This is a genomic window from Pseudomonas sp. SWRI154, from assembly GCF_014268645.1.
GTDB lineage: Bacteria > Pseudomonadota > Gammaproteobacteria > Pseudomonadales > Pseudomonadaceae > Aquipseudomonas > Aquipseudomonas marvdashtae.
Genome location: NZ_JABWQW010000008.1, coordinates 41,040 through 62,677 on the forward strand (window position 1 = coordinate 41,040; position 21,638 = coordinate 62,677).

The following is a 21,638-nucleotide window of genomic DNA, read 5'->3' on the forward strand; positions in this document are numbered from 1 at the left end:
GAAGCATGCGTATTACAGGGCGTAGTGAGTCCGAGGTGTTCGCTGACCTTGGCGTGCTTACCGCCAAACCGGGTTACGTTCACGCGATCGCGTACATCTGCCATCGCGATAACATGGTCGCCTTTCGAGATGAGTACACAGCTTGTGATTTGAGTGAGCTCTACGATCCCAATCGACTTCTCAGAACGGAAATCAACACCTTGCTAGGGTTGTTGGTGCGCCAGCCGTTGGATCTGGCACTCCCGGAGCTTGGTCAAATCCAAGCTTACGTAGAGAAAACCGATGAGCTGATGGCTGAACTCCATGGCTCAATGAACAGCGTCATCTTCGAGGCGCTGAAGCGTAGATCTGCGAGCGCGACAGATCGCATGTCTATTTGGGAAGGGGCGGCGCTGAGGGAGCCAATCTTCTACGGCCCGGAGTCCGCTTACAGTTTCCAGTACCGAGATTTTTTCGTCGACAAGCACGAGGACGATGACGCTTGGCTTCAGCAGAATAAGGGTTTCACGAGTCGTCAGGCACAAGCAGTTGCCCGTGCGATGTGTTCGCTCATGGACCTACGTGCAACCCAGCTGCATCAAAATGGTAAGAAAGCACTGGAAGCCGCCGGTTCACCTCTGGCTCACTTCGAGTTCACCCCTGAGGAAGTCGCTCGAAAAACTGGGCTGGACGTTGGCGTCGTACAGGCAGTGTTTGAGGCATTGACGTTCACCGGTCAGAACGCGGAATTCCGGGAGCTGGGGGATTACAACAGCGTGGTCGGAACACCGCTGTTGCCGACTGATCGCGGGTCGGTGCTCCTCTTCATGCACTACGCAATTTACGAATCACTGTACGAGTCACCGTTCTTTTGGATGAAAGACGACCCTGTCTATCGCCGACAGGCCTCTGACAACCGTGGCGCGTTCGTTGAACGTTTTGCTCACAAACGATTAGCTGCGGTCTTTGGAAGAGCCAACGTTTTCACCAACGTCAACATTCTTGACGGGAAAAATAGGGCCGGAGAAGCTGACGTGCTGGTGATCTTCGGTGACCGCATGATCATCGTTCAAGCCAAAGCGAAGAAGCTAACACTGGCCGCACGGAAGGGGAACGATGGTCAGCTCAAGGCTGACTTCGCTGCGGCTATTCAGAAGGCCTCTGATCAAGCGTGGGACTGCGCTGAGGCAATTCTCTCCGGTAGGTGCCGGATGATCGATGATGCGGGGTGCGAGATCGCCATGCCTAATTCGATCAAAGAGATCTTCCCGTTCTGTGTGGTATCTGACCACTATCCTGCGCTAGCGCTCCAGGCGAGCCAATACCTTGAGTTCGAAACCACGGAGATCGTCCGGGCCCCGTTGGTGATGGATGTTTTCCTACTGGACGTCCTGACGGAAATGTTGGACTCCCCCCTGCGACTTCTCAGCTACGTACGCTTGCGGGCGATCGCACGTGACAAGCTCAGAGTTAGCCATGAGCTGACAGCGCTGGGTTATCACCTGAATCAAAATCTCTGGCTCGACCCAACCTACAGCATGGCATCGGTGGACGACTCGTTCGCGAGTGACGTGGATGTCGCGATGACGGTGCGCAGGGAAGGGTTCCCAGGGAAAAGAACACCGCCAGGTATTCTGACGCACATGCTAGGTACTCAGTATGAGCAGTTGATTGCCCAGATTGAGCGAGCAGCAGATCCTGCAATGCTTGAACTCGGTTTTGTGCTGCTGTCGCTAGATGGCAAGGCGTGTCAGCACATCCACCAGGGCATAGCCGGTATCATGGGTATGGCCATGAGAGATGGGCGCCCTCACGACTTCACCTTTGCCATTGATGGAGGAGAAGCGGGAATTACGTTCCATTGCTACCCAGCTCCAGATCCTCACGCGATTGAACACCTGAAACTGCATTGTGAAAAACGCAAGTACGTGGAGCGAGCTGCCACATGGTTCGGTGTTTCCATCAATACGCAGGGAAAAATTCAATTCGGCATGATGTACAACCTACCCTGGGCCCAATCCGACTTGATGGACGAGCTGACTAAGGGAATGCGAAAGCCTGTAGCCATGAACGCGGCGATGAAAATCTTGGAGAGAGGCACGAGGCACGTGGAGCCGGGCCGCAATGAAGCATGCCCATGCGGTAGTGGAAAAAAATACAAGAAGTGCTGTCGCTCTTGAGTTTATTGCTTCCGCTTCGCGCTTTGCTTTAGCAGTGCAATTCGCTCGAATAGGGTTGTCTGCGGTTCAAGGTGCCGGAAAGCAGATATCTGATTGCAGTGAATGTGTGGCGTGAGAGATCCGGGCTTTGCGAGACGACGGAGTAGCGATATCTGAGGAAACTTGAATGCGGGCGTCAAGATCGGACTCCGACAACATAAACGTGGTGTAGGCAGGTAAGGAATGCGTCGCACCGCCCAGGAATGTTCAGTCTCTTTCTCAGTTTTGACAAGCCGGCTGTCAGTAATAATCGTTTTTGTGCTCGACTATTGTTATCTAATCGTTTCTGTACAATCTTAACCGTTAGCTGACAAAGTCTGGCGCACGACATCATTTCCGCCCCCCTAAAAATCGTCTTGTCCGGAGAGCCCCTTTATGACCGATTTGCCCGCAGACCCGATAGGCGCCGCCTGGCTGGCCCAAACCTGTGGCGTGCAGCCCCTGGGGCGGCTGCCTGTGACGAGCCAAGTGGGTGGGCGACGCGCAACTCAAGTCAACGACGGTTTCCGTCTGGAAACCTATACGGAGGCGATGCGACCGGATAAGGAGCCTGCTGCGCACCTGCAGTTCCATCTGCGTCATGAAGTCCCCAATCTGGAATTCCTTGCCCGTCTGTTCGAGAGGACGGGGCCGGCTTTCGTCCAAGACTGGATAGCGGCCGAGCCTACCGGGCAGTATGCGCGTCGTGCTGCGTTTCTGTATGAATGGCTGACTGGAAATACTCTGGTCGTGCCCGAGCGCTTGGGTGGCAATTACGTCGATGCCATTGACGAAGCCAAGCTGGTATCGGCATCCCGCGACCGGGTGGTCAAGGTGCAGCGCTGGCGGGTAAATGACAACCTGCCCGGCACGCGTGAATTCTGCCCCTGCGTGATCAAGACTGAGGCGGTAATGCGTGCGCTCGGACTGGACGTCCCACGCCTGTTCGGTGAACTGACGGACGAGTTTGGCGAGGATCTGCTGATGCGGTCGGCTGTCTGGATGACGCTACGCGAGAGCAAGGCCAGCTTCGCCATCGAAGGAGAGGCTGACCGGGTAGGGCGGGTGCAGCGCTTTGCCGACGTGATGGCACGTCGTACCGGACAAGGTGCAGTCCCGTTGAGCAACGCCGCACTGGCAGAATTGCAGCAGGAAATTCTTGGCGATCGGACGACGATCGCCCACTTCGGCGTGCGCCAGTCACCGGTTTTCGTCGGCGAAACGGTGCGCTACCAGGAGGTCGTACATTACGTCGCCCCTGCGGCCGATGAGATCGGCGCGATGCTTGAAGGGCTTAGGGTGTTCCTCGAAAGGACGCAAGGCCAGTCGTCGGTGATGCGCAGCGCGGTGGCAGCCTTTGGTTTCGTCTATATCCACCCACTTGCCGATGGTAATGGCCGTGTGCATCGGTTTTTGGTCAACGACGTATTGCGACGTGATGGCGTGATCCCGGATCCGGTGATTCTGCCGATCTCAGCGGTGATTACCGATGACGCGGGCGAGCGTCGTGGCTACGACCGAGTGCTGGACCAGGTGTCCAGGCCGCTTATGCAGGCTGTACGTGAACAAGTAGTCTTCGAGCCCAGACAGACGACCTATCCAGACGGTGTCGTGTCGAACTTCTCTTTTCGGGGCGCTGATCAGGCCCGACCGCTGTGGCGCTATCCGGATCTCGGACCCCATACCGTGTTTCTGGCCAATATCATTGGCCGGACGTTGACCGAGCAGATGCGCGAGGAGTCTCGTTATCTGCGCAGCCATGCGCGGGCGCGCGCGATGCTGAAGGAGGTGGTCGAGATGCCTGATCAACAGGCGGATCGGGTGCTGCGCTCAATTGAGCAGAATCGCGGCGAGTTGAGCAATGTGCTTGCCAAGGAAATGCCCGTCCTGCAACAGGTCGGGGTTTGGGCCGAGATCGTTGACGCCGTCTCGCAGGCGTTTGCGCAGGACGGTGGAGTGGGTGCTGCTGTGATTGATCGCTATCGTCCGGGAAAGCCCGTCGACCGCTGAAACCCGGGCCAATTCGTACAGCATCCGTCCTTGCGGTCTGACTTGCCGCACTGAGCAAACTCAGTAACATGCGGGTCATGACTCTCGTGATCAATTCTTTGGAACGTTTCCCTTAACTCCCCCGAACACTGCGAGGCTGCTCGACCCATGCCAAAGACGACCCCTCTGTCCGGGATTAAACCCGACCAAGTCCTGATTCTGCACATCGAATTTAAATGGATAAAACCTTCGATCTGGCGTCGAGTTGCAGTGCCTGAAAACATCACCTTGAGCAAGTTGCATCAGGTGATCCAGGCTGTGTTTGGCTGGAGCGACACGCATCTGCATGAGTTTGAAATTGATGGTGAAAGTTACGGTGTGCCTGACCCGGATTGGGGCCCGCCGGTGATTTCCGAGCAGCGTAAAAAGCTGATCAACGTGTTGTACGGGAAGAAGACGTTTCGTTATGTCTACGACTTTGGCGACAACTGGGAGCTGCGCATCAAAGTCGAGAAAACCTTGCCCGCAATTATTTTTTCGCAGGTGCCATGTTGCATCGATGGGGCCAATCGACGCCCGCCGGAAGATATTGGCGGTGCGCCTGGATATGAAACGTTTCTGGCGGCGTTGGCGGATCCGAATCATCCCGAACATGAAGAAATGTCGGAGTGGTATGGGGATGATGGATTTGATCCGACAGCGTTTGACTGCGATTGGGTCAACCAGTGGCTGAAGAAACAGGTGAAGACCTGATCCACAAGAGGGTGCCGGACGGACGCTTACGTGCTAAGCGGGGCTGGGCTCCTGATCCGGATGCATAGGGAAAGTTGAATGCAAATCGTAAAAACGAAAGGACATTTGATCTATAGTGCTAATCAAGGCTCGCCAACTCACGCATGTCTCGGGAGCTGTCAAAAGGTTTGGTGGCCTGACGACATTCCGTCTGATATTGCAGTTCTGGCCAAGCCTGTCTGCCCTCAGTGTGGTGGTGTTCTCACATGTGATATTCCGCCGGGGTACTACCGCGTGATATCGGATGATGCGGGAGTGCTACAGAAAGGCGGCGCAACGATCAAAAATGTAGGGCTTAACCTGGGCAAATAATGAGCTAGGAAAAAAGGAAGCAGCTCGTACCATGCCGCGCTAGGTTCGGAGGGCCGTAGGAAAGGGTTATAGCCAATGCCAAAAGGCTTGCTTAGGCACTAGAGAAACTGTGATCGAATCAAAGCCGTATCGAACGGCGTCATCCCTTGATCAGGCGCAAATACCGCCTGTGCCTGTTGCGGCGAAGCCACCCGTTCTCCTCGTGCGCGTGCATGTAAATCGAACAGCGTCTCCAGATCCGGACGTGGTGTATGCACCAAAGCCCGCAGCATCAACGATACCCCTCCCAGGTTGTTCTGAACGTTGTTCCACCGCGGCGATGATGTAAGTCCGAGATCGGCCCAGATCACACGCCGCTCTTGCAAGTCCATCACGAATGGCAGGCAGATACTGGTATCGGATGCGATATCGAGACGGTCGATCACCGAGCGCGGTTCGAATACTTCACCTGATGCCACGTCAGCACGGGCCATCCAGCCAGCGAAGCATTCGGGTAGATCGCAGTACGGCTGCTCGGTATATGAATTGATAGACGTGACGACGTAGCGGATACCCTTCTCGACGAGGGCATCGATGTCGAGGTCGATGAATTCTGAAGCCCCGTGGGGCGCGTCGACGATATCGCCGCTGTGGTAGCCGCCGAATCCCTTCAGGTTGTAATACGCGACAGTTTGTATGAACACGAAGTTGGCGTCGAAAAATGCGGCGGACAAGTCGATGTCCGTGCGTTCACGTCCGTTCTTCCACCACAGAAACAGACGAATGAAACGCGTGTCAGGCATAGGCAACCGGCTTCCGCGCACCAGCGTACGTAGTGACTTCGATGCGGCACGTTGTGCCAGCGGCACCCTGTATTCGCGCAGTGCGGGGTCGATGAAACAGCGGCCTAGCGGCGGCAGAGACGCAAAACGCGTTATGAGGGCGTCCTGGCAAATGTGAGCTGCGCGCGCCAACACCTCAGGCGTGAGAGGTTCGCGCCGGTCCTTGATGCCATAGACCTTAGCCAATGCCCCTTTCGGTGTGAAGGCCCGCAGGGGCAGGGGACGCGGGGCACGTACTTGGGCTAACACCTGCAGCAGGATAGGTGTGGACACTTGTGTCGCGACGGCCTCGAACGCGTCGAGTACAGCGTCTGCTTCGCTCGCACGGCGCAAGGTCACATCCAGCCGTCGTGCGAATTCACCGGGACGCTCCTGTAATAAGGGCGTGAGCGCGGCGATCTGACGCTGGGCAAGCATTGTTTCGACGCGTGATCCGAACGAGGCCGGCGGGTCGTTGCGGCGCGCTGCTGTGATCGCGGCGAGTGCTCTTGGGTATTTATCGGCATGCTCTCCCGGATGCAGTACTTCGGCCAAGCGTTTCCAACGTTCGGCATGACGCATCACATCCTCCCCGGCGTTGGCTGCGCGATCGAGTAGGCGCAACAGCAGACGGCGCGTCGCGCGCTTCATCGCTGTGAAACGTGTCGAAGCTGTCATCAGTGACACGTCGCCTCCACTCAGCGCGACTGCCAGTCGTAGTACATCTGTCGCCGTTTCGACGTTTTGCTCCAGGAATGCATCCACCCGTGCATCGCCGGCTGCATGCAGGAGCAGTGCGCCGCCAACCAGTGCGCGAGTCTCCCGGAACGGGACGACCTCAGGCAGCAGACGGAAGACGTCACTTTTGTATGTCTGGATGAACCAGACGACATCGGCCGTTTCCTCCTCGGAGAGTGAGGTACGCGATGAAACCAGGGGTTCGAGCAGTGCCTCGAACTCAGAGACGCTGCCCAGTTCGATCACTCGGGATATGAAGCTTCCTTCAAGCATCACAGGTCGAGCATGTTCGCTCGGTGGCAAACGCCGAAGCGTGAGGTAGTGAATGACGGCGGTCAGGTACAACTCTGCCTCTGAGGTTTTCAAAACCTGCTCTGGGAAGTCAGGATAAAACGGCTGGTGGTGCACATGGGCGCCGGTCTGCCGCCGAAGCACTCCGATAACGTCGCGCAGCCAGTTCGTGAGTTCTGCCGCCGAGAGCATGCCGATTTGCTCGATCAGTGGCTCCGATAGCACGCATCGGAACGCTGCTATTTCCTGGACAGCCGACGCGACCTGAGCGCGCGTTGCACCGCCGGTGCCCTCAGGAACGTGAACCTTTGTACGACGACGCAAAAACAGCTCCTGATCCATGCTTGATGTCTTTCCTTGGCCGTCGTTGTGAGTGAGTTGCAGCGTCACGTCGCGTCGATGTAAAAACGCCTGCAAGAAGCAGGCGCGGTGTGGAGAGCGGAACCCCTAGATCATAGGAGGTTAGAAGGAAGGTGTTCCATAGCCACGCAGGCATTCTAAGAGAGGTTGTCTCTGTTTGTCAGGTTGCCTACATATCTTGAACCATTACCGGTAAATGAGTGGATGTGAGTCAGGCATCCTATACTCCCGGGCATCTAATGATGGCGACAGTCACGCCGGAATAAGGAGCCCGCCATGAATGACATTCAACGAGTCGCCATTCTGCGCATCGTGTTGTTGTTGGCTTAATCGCGATTTCGCGATCTGGCCACTGATGCTCCTGTGGCCGTCCGGCTGGGCGTGGCACAGCGGTCATTCGAATATCTAATGATAATCGTCGGCATCTACGCAACGCTCGGCGTGTTCCTGCTAAGGGCGTCCCGCGAGCCGATGAGACACCTGAGCCTGATCTGGTTCACCGTGTGGTCGAGCGTCGTGCACGGCGCGATCATGGCCGCGCAGTCTTTTGGCGTCGGCATGGACGGGGCGCGGCATTTCGACCATTTGCTCGGCGATGTGCCCGCGTTGTTCATCGTCGCGGCGGCGTTGGCTTTTTTCATGCCACGAAGTGATAAGGCGCGTTTGCTGCACGATTGACCACCGCGTTGATTTGTACATAAAAAACCTGTGGATAATCTCTCCAGGTTTTTTCTTTTGTCGGCCTGCTGTTTCTCATTGGAGGGTTACCGGAGGATAGCCCCTGCCAGACGGATTCCCCGTCACGTTTCGCTACGATTACCGCCTCAGCGGGCGCCGAGACGCGCTTATCATCGGGCGGAATGGCCTGCAGGTATCGCAGTCATTCGAAGTGAAAGAAGTTGTCGATTGACAACCTTTTCCGCCGCGCGAATACTGGAGATCACGGATGATTCGTCACTCGCACCCGAAAAAAGAGGTCGAAGAAACGCTCAGGCATGCCGAAGGGCACGGCTGGCGCATTGAAGTTGGCGGCAGTCACGCCTGGGGACGGGCTTATTGCCCATACAACGATCAGGAGTGTCGCTGAGGTGAGTTCTGCATCACGTCGATATGGAGCACGCCGAAGAATCCTGGCAACCACGCGCGAGCATTGCGACGCGTCGTGGACAATTGCTCCACGCATCGCAATCGACGTGATGCGGATCATGATGCTAAGGAATAGAGCAATGGAATTTATCTTTACCTTGAAATATCAGCTTGCCGACGATGGCTATGCCATGGATGAACTGGTGGAGCGGCTGGGAGAAGCGGGCTGCGACGATGCCCTGGTCGGCATCGGGCAACCGGGGCGGCTGGCGCTTGAGTTCACTCGCGATGCGCCTGATGCCGCTGAGGCGGTGCTTGGTGCGCTGGACGATGTGCGCCGTGCGGTGCCGTCGGCCAAGCTGATCGAAGTTGCGCCTGATCTGGTCGGTCTGACCGACGTAGCCGAGATCGTAGGGGTATCGCGGCAGAACATGCGCAAGCTGATGTTGACTCATCCGGGCAGCTTTCCGACGCCGGTGCACGAGGGCAGTGCATCCATCTGGCATCTGGCGGACATTCTGACCTGGCTGCAGGACAGGGGCAGCTATTCGCTTACCAATAATGTGTTGGATGTGGCCCGGGTGGCCTTGCAGGTCAACGTTGCGAAAGAAGGCCGACGGCTATCAGAGGTGGGTTCCAAACGGCTGGAAGCGCTGGTTGGGTGACAGGCAGTCATCGTCCGAACCGCGCCCCGCGACAATCCTTCACTTAATCTTTCTCAATTGCAGGTGTATCGTATTCGCCTTTTGCGGGCCCCCGGTCCGTCGTAGATTCAAGAGGTAGTCACGTTCATGTCCTTTACCCGTCGCCAAATTCTCGGTGGCCTGGCCGGTCTTGTTGTCGTTGGCGTAGGTGCGGGAGGCGCGTCGCGGTATTGGCTGGGCAAGATGGCTGATGCCGAGGCCGGTCATGACTATGAGCTGATCGCGGCGCCGTTGGACGTCGAGCTGGTAGCCGGGCACAAGACCCAGGCTTGGGCTTTTGGTCCGTCGGCGCCGGGCACCGAGCTGCGGGTGCGCCAGGGGGAGTGGTTGCGGGTTCGCTTCATCAATCATTTGCCGGTCGCCACCACGATTCATTGGCATGGCATCCGCCTGCCGCTGGAGATGGACGGCGTACCGTACGTCTCACAATTGCCGGTGTTGCCGGGTGAGTACTTCGATTACAAATTCCGTGTGCCGGACGCTGGCAGCTATTGGTATCACCCTCACGTCAACAGCAGCGAGGAGCTCGGACGCGGGCTGGTCGGGCCGCTGATCATCGAAGAGCGTGAGCCTACCGGCTTCAGATACGAGCAGACCCTGAGCCTCAAGAGCTGGCACGTGGATGAGCAGGGCGAGTTCGTCGCGTTCAGCATCCCCCGTGAAGCGGCCCGTGGTGGCACGGCGGGGCGGTTGTCGACGATCAATGGCGTGCCGCAAGCGGTGATCGATTTACCGGCCGGGCAGATTACTAGGGTGCGCTTGCTCAATCTCGACAACACCCTGACTTACCGCATCAACATCCCCGGCGTTGAAGCGCAGATCTATGCGCTGGACGGCAACCCCATCACGCCGCGCCCGCTGGGCAAGGAGTACTGGCTTGGTCCGGGCATGCGCATCTGCCTGGCGATCAAGGCACCACCGGCCGGGGAAGAGTTGTCGCTGCGCAACGGTCCTGTACGCCTGGGCACGTTGCGTTCGGTGCCCAACAATGACGCGCCGACTCCATGGCCGCCAGCATTGCCGCCTAACCCGGTGGCCGAGCCGGACCTGGCCAATGCCGAGAAACTCAACTTCAATTTCGAGTGGGTCGGCTCGGTGTCGGTCAATGTCGATAACGGCAAGCCGCCAAGCCTTTGGCAGATTAACGGCAAGGCTTGGGACATCACCGACAAGACCTGCGCCGACCGGCCGATCGCCACGCTGAAAAAAGGCCAGAGCTACATTTTCGAATTGAAGAACATGACCCAGTACCAGCACCCGATCCATTTGCACGGCATGAGCTTCAAGGTGATCGCGTCGAACCGGCACAAGGTCGTGCCGTATTTCACCGACACCTACTTGCTGGGTAAAAACGAACGGGCGCAGGTGGCACTGGTGGCAGATAATCCTGGCGTGTGGATGTTCCACTGCCATGTGATCGACCACATGGAAACCGGCCTGATGGCCGCCATCGAGGTGGCGTGATGCGCCAGATTCGCCCTGCCAGAATCATCGACCGCAGCTGTGACCAGGACTTCATGCGCGAAGCCCTGGCCCTCGCCGAGCAGGGCGCAGCCCTGGGCGAGGTGCCGGTAGGCGCTGTGTTGGTCCAGGACGGTGAGATCATCGGGCGTGGCTTCAATTGCCCGATCAGTGGCCACGACCCTAGCGCCCACGCCGAAATGGTCGCGATTCGCGCCGCCGCCCAGGCCGTGAGCAACTACCGCCTGCCCGGCAGCACGCTATATGTAACGTTGGAGCCGTGCAGCATGTGCGCCGGCCTTATCGTCCATTCGCGTATCGCTCGGGTCGTCTACGGCGCCCTGGAACCCAAGGCCGGCATTGTGCAGAGCCAGGGGCAGTTCTTCACTCAGGGATTCTTGAACCATCGGGTGATGTTCGAGGGGGGAGTGTTGGCTGAGGAGTGCGGTGCTGTGCTGAGTGAGTTTTTCAAGGCCAGAAGAGCCAAATCCTCAGGCTGAACACCCACTCCCACAGGGTTTTGTGGTGCTTGGACTATTTATTTGCGCGCCACAATCACCGCCCGCATCGGCGCCGGCAGCCCTTCGATGGTCTTGCTGTGGTCGGCGGGGTCGAGGAAGTCACTCAGCGACTGGTACTTCATCCACTCGGTGCTGCGCTGTTCTTCGACCGTGGTCAGGCTTACGTCCACGCAACGCACGTCGCTGAACCCGGCACGGCGCAGCCAGCGTTCCAAGGCCGGGACCGATGGCAGGAACCACACGTTGCGCATCTGCGCGTAGCGGTCCTCGGGCACTAGCACCTGATGCTCGTCGCCTTCGATCACGAGGGTTTCCAGCACCAGCTCGCCGCCCTTGACCAGGCAATCCTTCAAGGCCAGCAAGTGTTCGATCGGCGAGCGGCGGTGATAGAACACGCCCATGGAGAACACCGTGTCGAAGCCTTCCAGTTCCGGCGGCAGGGCCTCGAACGGGAACGGCAGGTGCCAGGCGTTGGGCTGCGACAGGTAACGCTGCACGGCCTGGAACTGACAGAAAAATAACCAGTTGGGATCGACACCGATCACTGTGTCGGCCCCGGCGCCCAGCATGCGCCACATGTAATAGCCGTTGCCGCAACCCACGTCGAGGATGCGCTTGCCCGCAAGGTCCAGGTGCGGCGCCACCCGCGACCATTTCCAGTCCGAGCGCCATTCGGTGTCGACGTGCACGCCAAACAGATCGAACGGCCCTTTGCGCCATGGTGACAGGCCCATCAGTGCCGTACGCATCTGCATACGGGTTTCGTCGGAGCAATCGACATCCAGCGTCAGACCGTTCAGCAAGTCCACTGTGGTTGGCTGCAAGTCCGGCAAAGCATCGAGCGCGCTTTGCCAGCGCTCCAGATCGCCATGGCCCTTTTCCATTTTGCTGTCGAGCTGCGCCTGCAGCGTTGCGGCCCATTCGGCCAGGGGCGTGCCAGCCAGATGACGGGCGAGGGGCGACAGATCAATCATGGCAGGGCAATCAACGAGGCGAAGTTAAGACATTGGAACCACGGCACGACTTTCGAGAAACCGGCGGCCAGCAGGCGCTCGCGGTGTTCGTCGAGGCTGTCGGGCTTCATGACGTTTTCGATGGCGCTGCGTTTCTGGGCGATTTCCAGCTCGCTGTAGCCGTTGGCGCGCTTGAACGCGACGTGCAGGTCGGTGAGCAGCGCGTGTTCCTCGGCATCGTTGAAGCGCAGCTTCTCCGAGAGGATCAAGGCGCCGCCGGGCAGCAATGACTGGTGGATGCGACTCAGGAGAGCGGTTCGCTGGTCCGGCGCGATAAATTGCAGGGTAAAGTTCAACGCCACCACCGAGGCGGGCTGAAACTCGAGGGCAAGGATGTCGCCTTCGATCACTTCTACCGGCAGTAATTCCTGGAACATCGAGTCCTGGCCGTTGAGGTACTCGCGGCAGCGCTCGACCATGGCCGTCGAGTTATCCACGGCTATCACGCGGCAACCGTCGGTGCGCACATGGCGGCGCAGCGCCTGGGTCACCGCGCCCAGGGACGAACCCAAGTCGTAGAGCACGCTGCCCGGCTGGGCAAATTGCGCCGCGAGCACACCGAGGTTCTCGACGATGGTCGGGTAACCCGGTACCGAACGCTTGATCATGTCCGGAAACACCCGCACCACGTCTTCATTGAAAGCGAAGTCAGGCACCTGGGCCAAGGGTTGGGCGAATAGACGATCGGGTTCTTTGCTCACGGCGGTTCCGGTGGCAGGGGTGGAAAGGCCGGCATTTTAACCAAAAAAACCATGAGCGCGAGCTTTGTTCAAGTGCGGCTTCGGGGAGCGTTATTTCACCGAAATGGCGCACTCAAAGGTTTCGACCGGTGGCACTTCCGGTGCCCAGGGCTGTTGATACGTCAGGCGTAATTTCCCGGTTCCACCGGCAAATGCCTGGAAGCGCCAACTGGACACTCCTGCGGCGCCGACAATGCCCGCGTCTTCGGGGTTGCGGTAAACCTCAGGCCCCAAGGATTTCAGCACGCCACCCGCTGAATCCTGGATCGTCCAGCGATAACCGGTGCTGGGGTTGCTCGGTAAACTCAGGATCAGGTTCTGCCCGTTATTGAGTTGCACGGGGCATTGGCTCTGTTTCTCCACCGTCACGTTTTGTTTTGGCTGAGTAGCGCAAGCACTCAACAAGGCGAGGCTGACAGGGACGAGCAAGCGGGTGAGGGACATAAAGGCTCCGGCATTCACGACGAACGGCGAGCATAACCGAAGATGCTACGGGGTGTGTCGGGCGGGATGCGCTGCCTATGGAGCCCCGTCGCGCGCAACGCTCGCGACGGGGCCGTACAGCCGCTATACGAGTATCAGAACAACACCTTCGCCACATCCGCGAACCGCTTGGCAAAGTGCACCGTGACGCCTTCCTTGAGATAGTCCGGCAGTTCTTCGAAGTTGCCCCGGTTGGCTTCCGGCAGGATCAGTTCGTTGATTTTCTGCCGGCGCGCCGCGATGACTTTCTCGCGCACGCCGCCAATCGGCAAGACATGCCCGGTGAGAGTCAGTTCGCCGGTCATGGCCACGCCTTTTTTCGGTGCCTGGTTGCGCGCCAGGGACAGCAAGGCGCTGGCCATGGTTACGCCGGCGCTTGGGCCGTCCTTGGGCGTGGCGCCCTCCGGTACGTGCAGGTGCACAAAAGCCTCGTCGAAGAACTTCGGATCCCCACCAAACTGCTTCAGGTGCGAACTGACGTAGCTGTGGGCGATTTCAGCCGATTCCTTCATTACCTCGCCCAGTTGCCCGGTGAGCTTGAAACCACGATTAAGGGTGTGGATGCGCGTCGCTTCGATCGGCAGGGTTGCACCGCCCATGCTGGTCCAGGCCAATCCGGTAATCACACCGACGCCGGACAGCACTTGTTCATTGCGGAACACTGGTTTGCCCAGCGAGGCTTCGAGGTCCTTCGGCCCGAGCTTGATCACCGCTTTTGGATCGTCGATCAGCTTCATGACCGCCTTGCGTACCAGCTTGCCCAGTTGTTTTTCCAACTGGCGTACCCCGGCCTCGCGAGCATAACCGTCGATCAGGGCCTTGAGGGCGCCGTCATTGATACTGAGACTGCCCTTGGACACCCCCGCCTTGGCCAGTTGCTTGGGCCACAAGTGGCGCTTGGCGATGGCGACTTTCTCTTCGGTGATGTAACCCGACAGGCGGATCACTTCCATGCGGTCCAGCAGCGGGCCGGGAATCGAGTCCAGCGTGTTAGCGGTGCAGATGAACAGCACTTTTGACAAGTCCAGGCGCATGTCCAGGTAATGATCCAGAAACTCGACGTTCTGCTCGGGGTCAAGGGTTTCCAGCAACGCGGAAGCCGGGTCGCCCTGGTAGCTCTGACCCATTTTGTCGATTTCATCGAGCATGATCACCGGGTTCATCACTTCGACGTCTTTGAGCGCCTGTACCAGCTTGCCCGGCTGGGCGCCAATGTAGGTGCGCCGGTGCCCCTTGATCTCGGCCTCGTCGCGCATGCCGCCGACGCTGAAACGGTAGAACGGTCGCCCGAGGGATTCGGCAATCGACTTGCCTACACTGGTCTTGCCCACGCCCGGTGGGCCGACCAGCAAGACGATGGAACCGCTGATCTCGCCTTTGTAGGCGCCCACCGCGAGAAATTCCAGGATACGGTCCTTGATGTCGTCCAGGCCGGCGTGATGCTGGTCGAGGATCTTGCGGGCATGCTTGAGCTCCAGTTTGTCCTGGCCAAACACGCCCCACGGCACCGAGGTCGCCCAGTCGAGATAGTTGCGGGTGACGGCATACTCCGGTGAGCCGGTTTCGAGGATCGAGAGCTTGTTCATTTCCTCTTCGATGCGCTTCTGGGCCTGGGCCGGCAACACCTTGCCTTCCAGGCGCTGCTCGAACTGTTCAAGGTCGGCGCTGCGGTCATCCTTGGTCAGCCCCAGCTCCTGCTGGATGACCTTGAGCTGTTCCTTGAGGAAGAACTGGCGCTGGTGTTCGCCGATCTTGCTGTTGACCTCGGCGGAAATTTCTTTTTGCAGCCGCGCGACTTCCACTTCCTTGCGCAGCATCGGCAGCACTTTTTCCATGCGCTTGAGCATCGGCACGCAGTCGAGAACTTCCTGCAACTCGCTGCCGGTGGCGGAGGTGAGCGCGGCGGCGAAGTCGGTCAGGGGCGAAGGATCGTTGGGGCTGAAGCGGTTGAGGTAGTTCTTCAGCTCTTCGCTGTACAGCGGATTGAGCGGCAGCAGTTCCTTGATCGCATTGATCAGCGCCATGCCGTAGGCCTTGACCTCGTCGGTCGGCTCGCTTGGCTGGTGCGGGTATTCGACCTCCACCAGGTAAGGCGGGCGATGGTGCTTGAGCCAGGTGCGGATGCGCACGCGGGTAAGGCCCTGGGCGACGAACTGCAATTTGCCCGCCTCGCGACTGGCGTGGTGCACCTTCACCAGCGTGCCGTACAGCGGCAGCTTCGAGGTGTCGAAATGACGCGGGTCCTCCTGGGGCGAGTCCATGAAGAACAGCGCCAGGGAGTGATGATCGGACTTGGCCACCAGTTCCAGGGTTTCAGCCCACGGTTCTTCATTGACGATGACCGGCAACACTTGGGCCGGGAAGAACGGGCGGTTGTGGATGGGAATGATGTAGACCTTGTCCGGCAGGCTCTGGCCAGGCAGCGCCAGGCCGGTGCCGGAAACGGTGTGCTCGATGTGCTCGGCGTCTGCGTATTCGTTTGTGGCTTCAGTAGAGTGCTGGTCGCTCATGGGGCACCTGCGCAATGGAGTATGGATCTTAGATGGGGCAGGTGAGGGGTTGTTTCAATGCTGGACAATTGTGAGCGGTTATTTCATCGGCCTGTGTTCAGGCTGGCGACAGGTTGGCGTGGCGAGGGAGCAACCCCTCGCCACGGGGGCTCAGTCAATGCGATTCAGATCGTTGTGACGGGTTTCCTTCAGGCACAGCACCGCGATTACGCTGAGCGCTGCGGCCACGGAAACGTAGCCGCCGACGTAGCTCAGGCCGCCCATCGCCACCAGTTTCTGGGCGAAGAACGGTGCCGCTGAGGCGCCGACGATGCCGCCGAGGTTGTAGGCAGCCGACGCGCCGGTGTAGCGCACATGCGTGGGAAACAGCTCCGGCAGCAACGCACCCATGGGTGCGAACGTTACCCCCATCAGGAACAGCTCGATGCACAGGAACAGCGCCACGCCCCAAGTCGAGCCGTGGGTCAGCAGGGGCTCCATGAGGAAACCCGAGGCAATCGCCAGGACGCCACCGACGATCAGCACCGGTTTGCGCCCGTAGCGGTCGCTGGCCCAGGCCGACAGCGGCGTGGCGGCGGCCATGAACAACACGGCGAAGCACAGCAGTCCAAGGAACGTTTCGCGGCTGTAGCCAAGGGTGGCGACGCCGTAGCTCAAGGAAAACACCGTCGAAATGTAGAACAGCGCGTAACACACGACCATGGCGGCAGCGCCCAGCAATGTCGGTGTCCAGTACTGGCTGAACAGCTCGACCAGCGGGATCTTCACGCGTTCCTGGCGAGCCATGGCATTGGCGAATACCGGCGTTTCATGAAGTTTGAGCCGCACATAGAGGCCGACGATCACCAATACGGCACTGAGCAAGAACGGAATCCGCCAGCCCCAGGACCGGAACTGCTCGTCATCCAGGCTCATGGCCAGGGTCAGGAACAAACCGTTGGCAGCCAGGAAGCCGATGGAAGGGCCCAACTGGGGAAACATGCCGAACCAGGCCCGCTTGCCCTTGGGCGCGTTCTCGGTGGCGAGCAATGCTGCGCCGCCCCATTCACCGCCAAGCCCGAGGCCCTGGCCGAAACGCAGCAGGCACAACAGGATCGGCGCCCAGGCGCCGATGCTGGCGTAGCCGGGCAGCACGCCGATAAGCGTGGTGCACACGCCCATCAACAGCAGCGAGGCCACCAGCGTGGACTTGCGTCCGATCCTGTCGCCGAAATGGCCGAACAGCGCCGAACCCAGCGGGCGAGCGAGAAACGCGATACCGAACGTCAGGAAGGACGACAGCATCTGTGCAGTGCCTGAGGTCTGCGGGAAAAACACCGGCCCGATCACCAGTGCGGCGGCTGTGGCGTAGACGTAGAAGTCATAGAACTCGATGGCGGTGCCGATGAAGCTCGCGGTCGCCACGCGGGTCGCCGAGTTGGTCGGTTGCGATGCCACGGCGTCGTTGCAAGTGGTGGTTGTCATGCGGTTATCCCTGACAGTCATGTGCTCCGTTGGAGCGAATTATTATGGTCGAACACCCAGGGATGTGGGTTAGGGCGCTGTCGCTGTTTCGGGTAGGAACAGTCGCAGGGTTGAAGCGGATATTGCCGGTGGACTGCACGAACTGTCCGAATGCAGGGTAGGCACGGGGTTCGGGCGGGGCTGGGTAAGCGAATCGAGTATAGGAAGGGGGCTAACGGATCGACAAGAGCGCTGGCACACAATATTGAAGCGTGCGCTGAGTTTTTGTGGCGAGGGAGCTTGCTCCCGCTGGGCTGCGCAGCGGCCCTGAAACCTGATCACTCGGTGTGTCAGGCAGGTTGGGGTGGCTGCTTTGGGGCTGCTGCGCAGCCCAGCGGGAGCAAGCTCCCTCGCCACGGGTATGGTGTTAGACCACTACCGGCACCGAGCTGTTATGCCACACCAGCACCTGGCTGACGCGGTTGTCGACGGTTTCGATGATTTCCAGCCGGTAGCGGCCGATCTTCAGGCAAACCGGACTCTCGGGGATGGTTTCCAGCGCCTCGGTCACCAGCCCGTTGAGGGTCTTCGGGCCGTCGCAAGGCAGATGCCAGCCCAGGGTCCTGTTCAGCTCGCGGATCGACGCCGCGCCATCGATCATCAAGCGCCCATCGGGCTGGGGATGGACGTGGGGGTTGTCGAGGCTGTGCTCGCTTTCAAACTCACCGACGATTTCTTCGAGGATGTCTTCCAGGGTCACGATGCCCAGCACTTCGCCGTATTCGTCCACCACCATGCCCAGGCGTCGCTGTTGCTTGTGGAAGTTCAGCAATTGCAGCTGCAACGGGGTGCTTTCGGGCACGAAGTACGGTTCGTGGCAGGCCGTCAGCAGCGCTTCCTTGGTCAGGCTCGCATCCGCCAACAGGTGACGGATCTGGCGGGTGTTGAGCACGGCTTCGACCTGGTTGATGTCGCTGTGGAACACCGGCAGGCGGGTACGACGGTTCAGGCGCAACTGCTCGATGATATCGCCGATGGAATCGTCGAGGTTGATGCCGTCTACCTCGCTGCGAGGCACGAGGATGTCGTTGACGGTGATGTTGTCCAGCGCGTGAATACCGGAAACCGGATGCGCCCGGCCGTGGCCGTGCTCCAGCTCGTGGTCGGTGCGCGGCGGTGCGGGCATTTCATCGTCGCTTTGCTGGACCGCGCCGCTCTTGCGGGCCAAGGGACGCAGCAGCAACTGGCTGAGGCCATTGAGCAGCCAGGCTGCGGGATAAAGAATTTTCAATGGCACGCCGAGTAAGCTGTTGCCCACGCTGAGCACCGCATCGGGGTGACGGGTGGCCAGGGTGCGTGGCAGGTAGTCGGCAAAAACCAGCAAGGCCGCGCTGCTGCCGAGCCAGGCCAGCCAGGGGCCATTTTCCAGCCAGGTGAAAATAGCCAGCCAAGTGCCGATGACCACGGCGAGGGCCCGACAGAAGGTATTGCAGAGGACCAGGCTGACCAGTGGAAAACTCAGCTTGGCCAGCGGCTTGTCGCCGGCGCGCGAGGCCCTGCGCTGGGCCAGCAAGTGCTGTTGGGCGGCTTCGATGGCCGTGAACAGGGCCGACCAGAGGATCAGCACGACCATTACCGCAAACAATGGCCCCAAGGGCAGCCTATCCATCAGCGTCATCCATCAAATATGCAGGATGTATTCACGGACCAGCTTGCTGCCGAAGTAGGCCAGCATCAGCAGGCAGAACCCGGCCAGCGTCCAGCGAATGGCCTTGTGGCCGCGCCAGCCGAGACGGTTACGACCCCACAGCAGCACGCTGAACACCACCCATGCCAGGCAAGCCAGCAACGTCTTGTGCACCAAATGCTGTGCAAACAGGTTTTCTACGAACAGCCAGCCGGAGATCAGCGACAGCGACAGCAACGTCCAGCCGGCCCAGAGAAAACCAAACAACAGGCTCTCCATGGTTTGCAGCGGTGGGAAGTTGCGGATCAGCCCGGACGGATGCTTGTGCTTGAGCTGGTGGTCCTGGATGAGCAGCAACAACGCCTGGAACACGGCGATAGTGAACAGGCCGTAGGCCAGGATCGACAGCAGGATATGTGCAAGGATGCCGGGTTCTTCGTCGATGATCTGCACCGTGCCCGACGGCGCGAACTGCGCCAGCAGCACCGTGGCCAATCCCAGCGGGAAGAGCAGCACCAGCAGGTTTTCCACGGGGATGCGCGAGCAGGCCAGCAGCGTCAGGGCAATCACGGCGACGGCGATCAGGCTGGCGGCGTTGAAGAAATCCAGGCCCAGGCCGATCGGCGTCATCAAGTGGGTAAAAAGACTGGCCGCATGGCCGAGCACCGCCAGCACGCCCAGCGTGACCAGCAGGCGTTTGTTCGCCTTGGCGCCAGTGGCCAGGCGGGTACCCTGATAAAAGGTCGCAGCGGCATAAAGACAAGCGGCGGCGAGGGAGGCAAGCAAGCTGGGTGACAAGGGGAGCATAAATCCTGTTAGGCAGGCCCGAAAGGCGCGAGTTTGGCATAGAACCCCCATCGCACGAAAGACCACCGCAACCGACAGCGAGGTGTACGTCGCACGCTTCTTCGCTATAATCCGCGACCTGCCCACGCCGCAGGCTCGCCGAGCACATATTTCACGGTCTGGGCCGCCATTATCCCGGTCTCATCTGGGCCTGAAAGGATCGCGCATGTTTGAAAACCTAACCGACCGTCTCTCGCAGACGCTGCGCCATGTCACCGGCAAGGCGAAACTGACCGAGGACAACATCAAAGACACCCTGCGCGAAGTGCGCATGGCGTTGCTCGAAGCCGACGTCGCCCTGCCGGTGGTCAAGGACTTCGTCAATTCGGTCAAGGAACGCGCCGTCGGCACCGAGGTGTCGCGCAGCCTGACGCCGGGCCAGGCGTTCGTGAAGATCGTCCAGGCCGAACTCGAAAGCCTGATGGGCGCCGCCAACGAAGACTTGAACCTGAGCGCCGTGCCGCCAGCCGTGGTGCTGATGGCCGGCCTGCAGGGCGCCGGCAAGACCACCACCGCCGGCAAGCTGGCGCGCTTCCTTAAAGAGCGCAAGAAGAAGTCGGTCATGGTCGTGTCTACGGACATCTACCGTCCGGCGGCGATCAAGCAGCTGGAAACCCTGGCCAACGATATCGGCGTGACGTTCTTTCCGTCCGACCTGAGCCAGAAACCGGTGGACATCGCCCAGGCGGCTATTAAAGAAGCGAAGCTCAAGTTCATCGACGTGGTGATCGTCGATACCGCCGGCCGCCTGCACATCGATGAAGAGATGATGGGCGAGATCAAGGCGCTGCATGCCGCGATCAACCCGGTGGAAACCCTGTTCGTGGTCGATGCCATGACCGGCCAGGATGCGGCCAACACCGCCAAGGCCTTCGGTGACGCGCTGCCACTGACCGGGGTGATCCTGACCAAGGTCGACGGTGACGCCCGTGGCGGTGCCGCGCTGTCGGTGCGGGCCATCACCGGCAAGCCGATCAAGTTCATTGGTATGGGCGAGAAGAGCGAAGCGCTCGAACCGTTCCATCCCGAGCGTATCGCTTCGCGTATCCTCGGCATGGGCGACGTGCTCAGCCTGATCGAGCAGGCCGAACAGACCCTCGACAAGGACAAGGCCGACAAACTGGCCAAGAAGCTGAAGAAGGGCAAGGGCTTCGACCTCGAAGACTTCCGCGACCAGCTGCAACAAATGAAGAACATGGGCGGTCTCGGCGGCCTCATGGACAAACTGCCGAACATCGGTGGCGTGAACCTGGCGCAGATGGGCAACGCCCAGGGCGCGGCTGAAAAGCAGTTCAAGCAGATGGAAGCCATTATCAATTCCATGACTCCGGCCGAGCGCCGCGACCCTGATCTGATCAGCGGCTCGCGCAAGCGTCGGATCGCCATGGGTTCCGGCACCCAGGTGCAGGACATCGGTCGCTTGATCAAGCAGCACAAGCAGATGCAGAAGATGATGAAGAAATTCTCCGCCAAGGGCGGAATGGCCAAGATGATGCGCGGTATGGGCGGTATGTTGCCCGGCGGCGGCATGCCGAAAATGTAAAGAATCCAGGCGCCGGCAGTCATGCCGGCGCTGCCCACGGGGACGTGGGATCTCCAGCCCGCTCGCTTCGGCGGGGGGCTGACCAGCCGTTTTCAACGACGGCTTCATGGCAGATCTGAACGGCACGCTGATAGGCGCCGGA

15 protein-coding genes and 2 pseudogenes are annotated in these 21,638 nt (G+C 59.6%); 9 read left to right on the top strand and 8 right to left on the bottom strand.

Going from position 1 to position 21,638, the window contains the following annotated elements; translation table 11 throughout:
- The first annotated feature begins 5 nt into the window (after positions 1–5).
- From HU806_RS09355 to HU806_RS09365, 3 genes are all read left to right on the top strand, one after another.
- The gene (locus HU806_RS09355; RefSeq protein WP_186611110.1) at positions 6–2,159 is read left to right on the top strand and encodes a nuclease-related domain-containing protein; all 2,154 of its coding nucleotides are present in this window, start codon (positions 6–8) and stop codon (positions 2,157–2,159) included.
- Positions 2,160–2,573: 414 nt separating this feature from the next.
- Complete coding sequence (locus HU806_RS09360) at positions 2,574–4,187, top strand: Fic family protein (protein WP_186611111.1); 1,614 nt, start codon at positions 2,574–2,576, stop codon at positions 4,185–4,187.
- A 147-nt stretch (positions 4,188–4,334) separates the two neighbouring features.
- Complete coding sequence (locus HU806_RS09365) at positions 4,335–4,919, top strand: plasmid pRiA4b ORF-3 family protein (RefSeq protein ID WP_186611112.1); 585 nt, start codon at positions 4,335–4,337, stop codon at positions 4,917–4,919.
- Between the two features lie 449 nt (positions 4,920–5,368).
- Here the strand turns inward: HU806_RS09365 and HU806_RS09370 are convergent, their stop codons facing one another.
- Entirely contained in the window at positions 5,369–7,441 is a 2,073-nt protein-coding gene (locus HU806_RS09370; RefSeq protein WP_186611113.1) for a TerD family protein, read from the bottom strand.
- Between the two features lie 294 nt (positions 7,442–7,735).
- Between HU806_RS09370 and HU806_RS09375 the strand changes: the two are divergent.
- The 5 genes and pseudogenes from HU806_RS09375 to tadA all read left to right on the top strand — a co-directional run bounded on the left by HU806_RS09375 (position 7,736) and on the right by tadA (position 11,210).
- A pseudogene (locus HU806_RS09375) lies at positions 7,736–8,137 on the top strand (DUF6632 domain-containing protein).
- 268 nt (positions 8,138–8,405) lie between these two features.
- Positions 8,406–8,681 (top strand): annotated as a pseudogene (locus HU806_RS09380) (hypothetical protein).
- 4 nt (positions 8,682–8,685) lie between these two features.
- On the top strand, positions 8,686–9,210 hold the full coding sequence (locus tag HU806_RS09385; RefSeq protein WP_186611114.1) for a helix-turn-helix transcriptional regulator: 525 nt from the start codon (positions 8,686–8,688) through the stop codon (positions 9,208–9,210).
- 126 nt (positions 9,211–9,336) lie between these two features.
- Complete coding sequence (locus HU806_RS09390) at positions 9,337–10,713, top strand: multicopper oxidase family protein (RefSeq protein ID WP_186611115.1); 1,377 nt, start codon at positions 9,337–9,339, stop codon at positions 10,711–10,713.
- Complete coding sequence (tadA, locus tag HU806_RS09395) at positions 10,713–11,210, top strand: tRNA adenosine(34) deaminase TadA (protein WP_186611116.1); 498 nt, start codon at positions 10,713–10,715, stop codon at positions 11,208–11,210. The genes HU806_RS09390 and tadA overlap by 1 nt, the downstream gene beginning before the upstream one ends.
- Positions 11,211–11,248: 38 nt before the next feature.
- Here tadA and cmoB read toward each other — a convergent pair whose 3' ends face one another.
- The 7 genes from cmoB to HU806_RS09430 form a co-directional block, all read right to left on the bottom strand.
- A complete protein-coding gene (gene cmoB, locus HU806_RS09400) occupies positions 11,249–12,205 on the bottom strand; it encodes a tRNA 5-methoxyuridine(34)/uridine 5-oxyacetic acid(34) synthase CmoB (protein ID WP_186611117.1) in 957 nt (318 codons plus the stop codon).
- Complete coding sequence (cmoA, locus tag HU806_RS09405; protein ID WP_186611118.1) at positions 12,202–12,945, bottom strand: carboxy-S-adenosyl-L-methionine synthase CmoA; 744 nt, start codon at positions 12,943–12,945, stop codon at positions 12,202–12,204. Before cmoA ends, cmoB begins: the two co-directional genes overlap by 4 nt.
- Before the next feature lie 90 nt (positions 12,946–13,035).
- Entirely contained in the window at positions 13,036–13,428 is a 393-nt protein-coding gene (locus HU806_RS09410) for a protease inhibitor I42 family protein (RefSeq protein ID WP_186611119.1), read from the bottom strand.
- A gap of 134 nt (positions 13,429–13,562) precedes the next feature.
- Complete coding sequence (lon, locus tag HU806_RS09415; protein WP_238350146.1) at positions 13,563–15,977, bottom strand: endopeptidase La; 2,415 nt, start codon at positions 15,975–15,977, stop codon at positions 13,563–13,565.
- A gap of 150 nt (positions 15,978–16,127) precedes the next feature.
- A complete protein-coding gene (locus tag HU806_RS09420) occupies positions 16,128–17,441 on the bottom strand; it encodes an MFS transporter (protein ID WP_186611120.1) in 1,314 nt (437 codons plus the stop codon).
- A gap of 406 nt (positions 17,442–17,847) precedes the next feature.
- The gene (locus tag HU806_RS09425; RefSeq protein WP_186611121.1) at positions 17,848–19,089 is read right to left on the bottom strand and encodes a CNNM domain-containing protein; all 1,242 of its coding nucleotides are present in this window, start codon (positions 19,087–19,089) and stop codon (positions 17,848–17,850) included.
- Positions 19,090–19,101: 12 nt separating this feature from the next.
- Positions 19,102–19,914 (bottom strand): cytochrome C assembly family protein, encoded by an 813-nt coding sequence (locus HU806_RS09430; RefSeq protein WP_186611122.1) that lies wholly within the window; start codon positions 19,912–19,914, stop codon positions 19,102–19,104.
- A gap of 205 nt (positions 19,915–20,119) precedes the next feature.
- Between HU806_RS09430 and ffh the strand changes: the two genes are divergently transcribed.
- Positions 20,120–21,496, top strand: coding sequence for a signal recognition particle protein (gene ffh, locus HU806_RS09435; protein ID WP_186611123.1), 1,377 nt, complete (start codon positions 20,120–20,122; stop codon positions 21,494–21,496).
- Positions 21,497–21,638 lie beyond the last annotated feature (142 nt).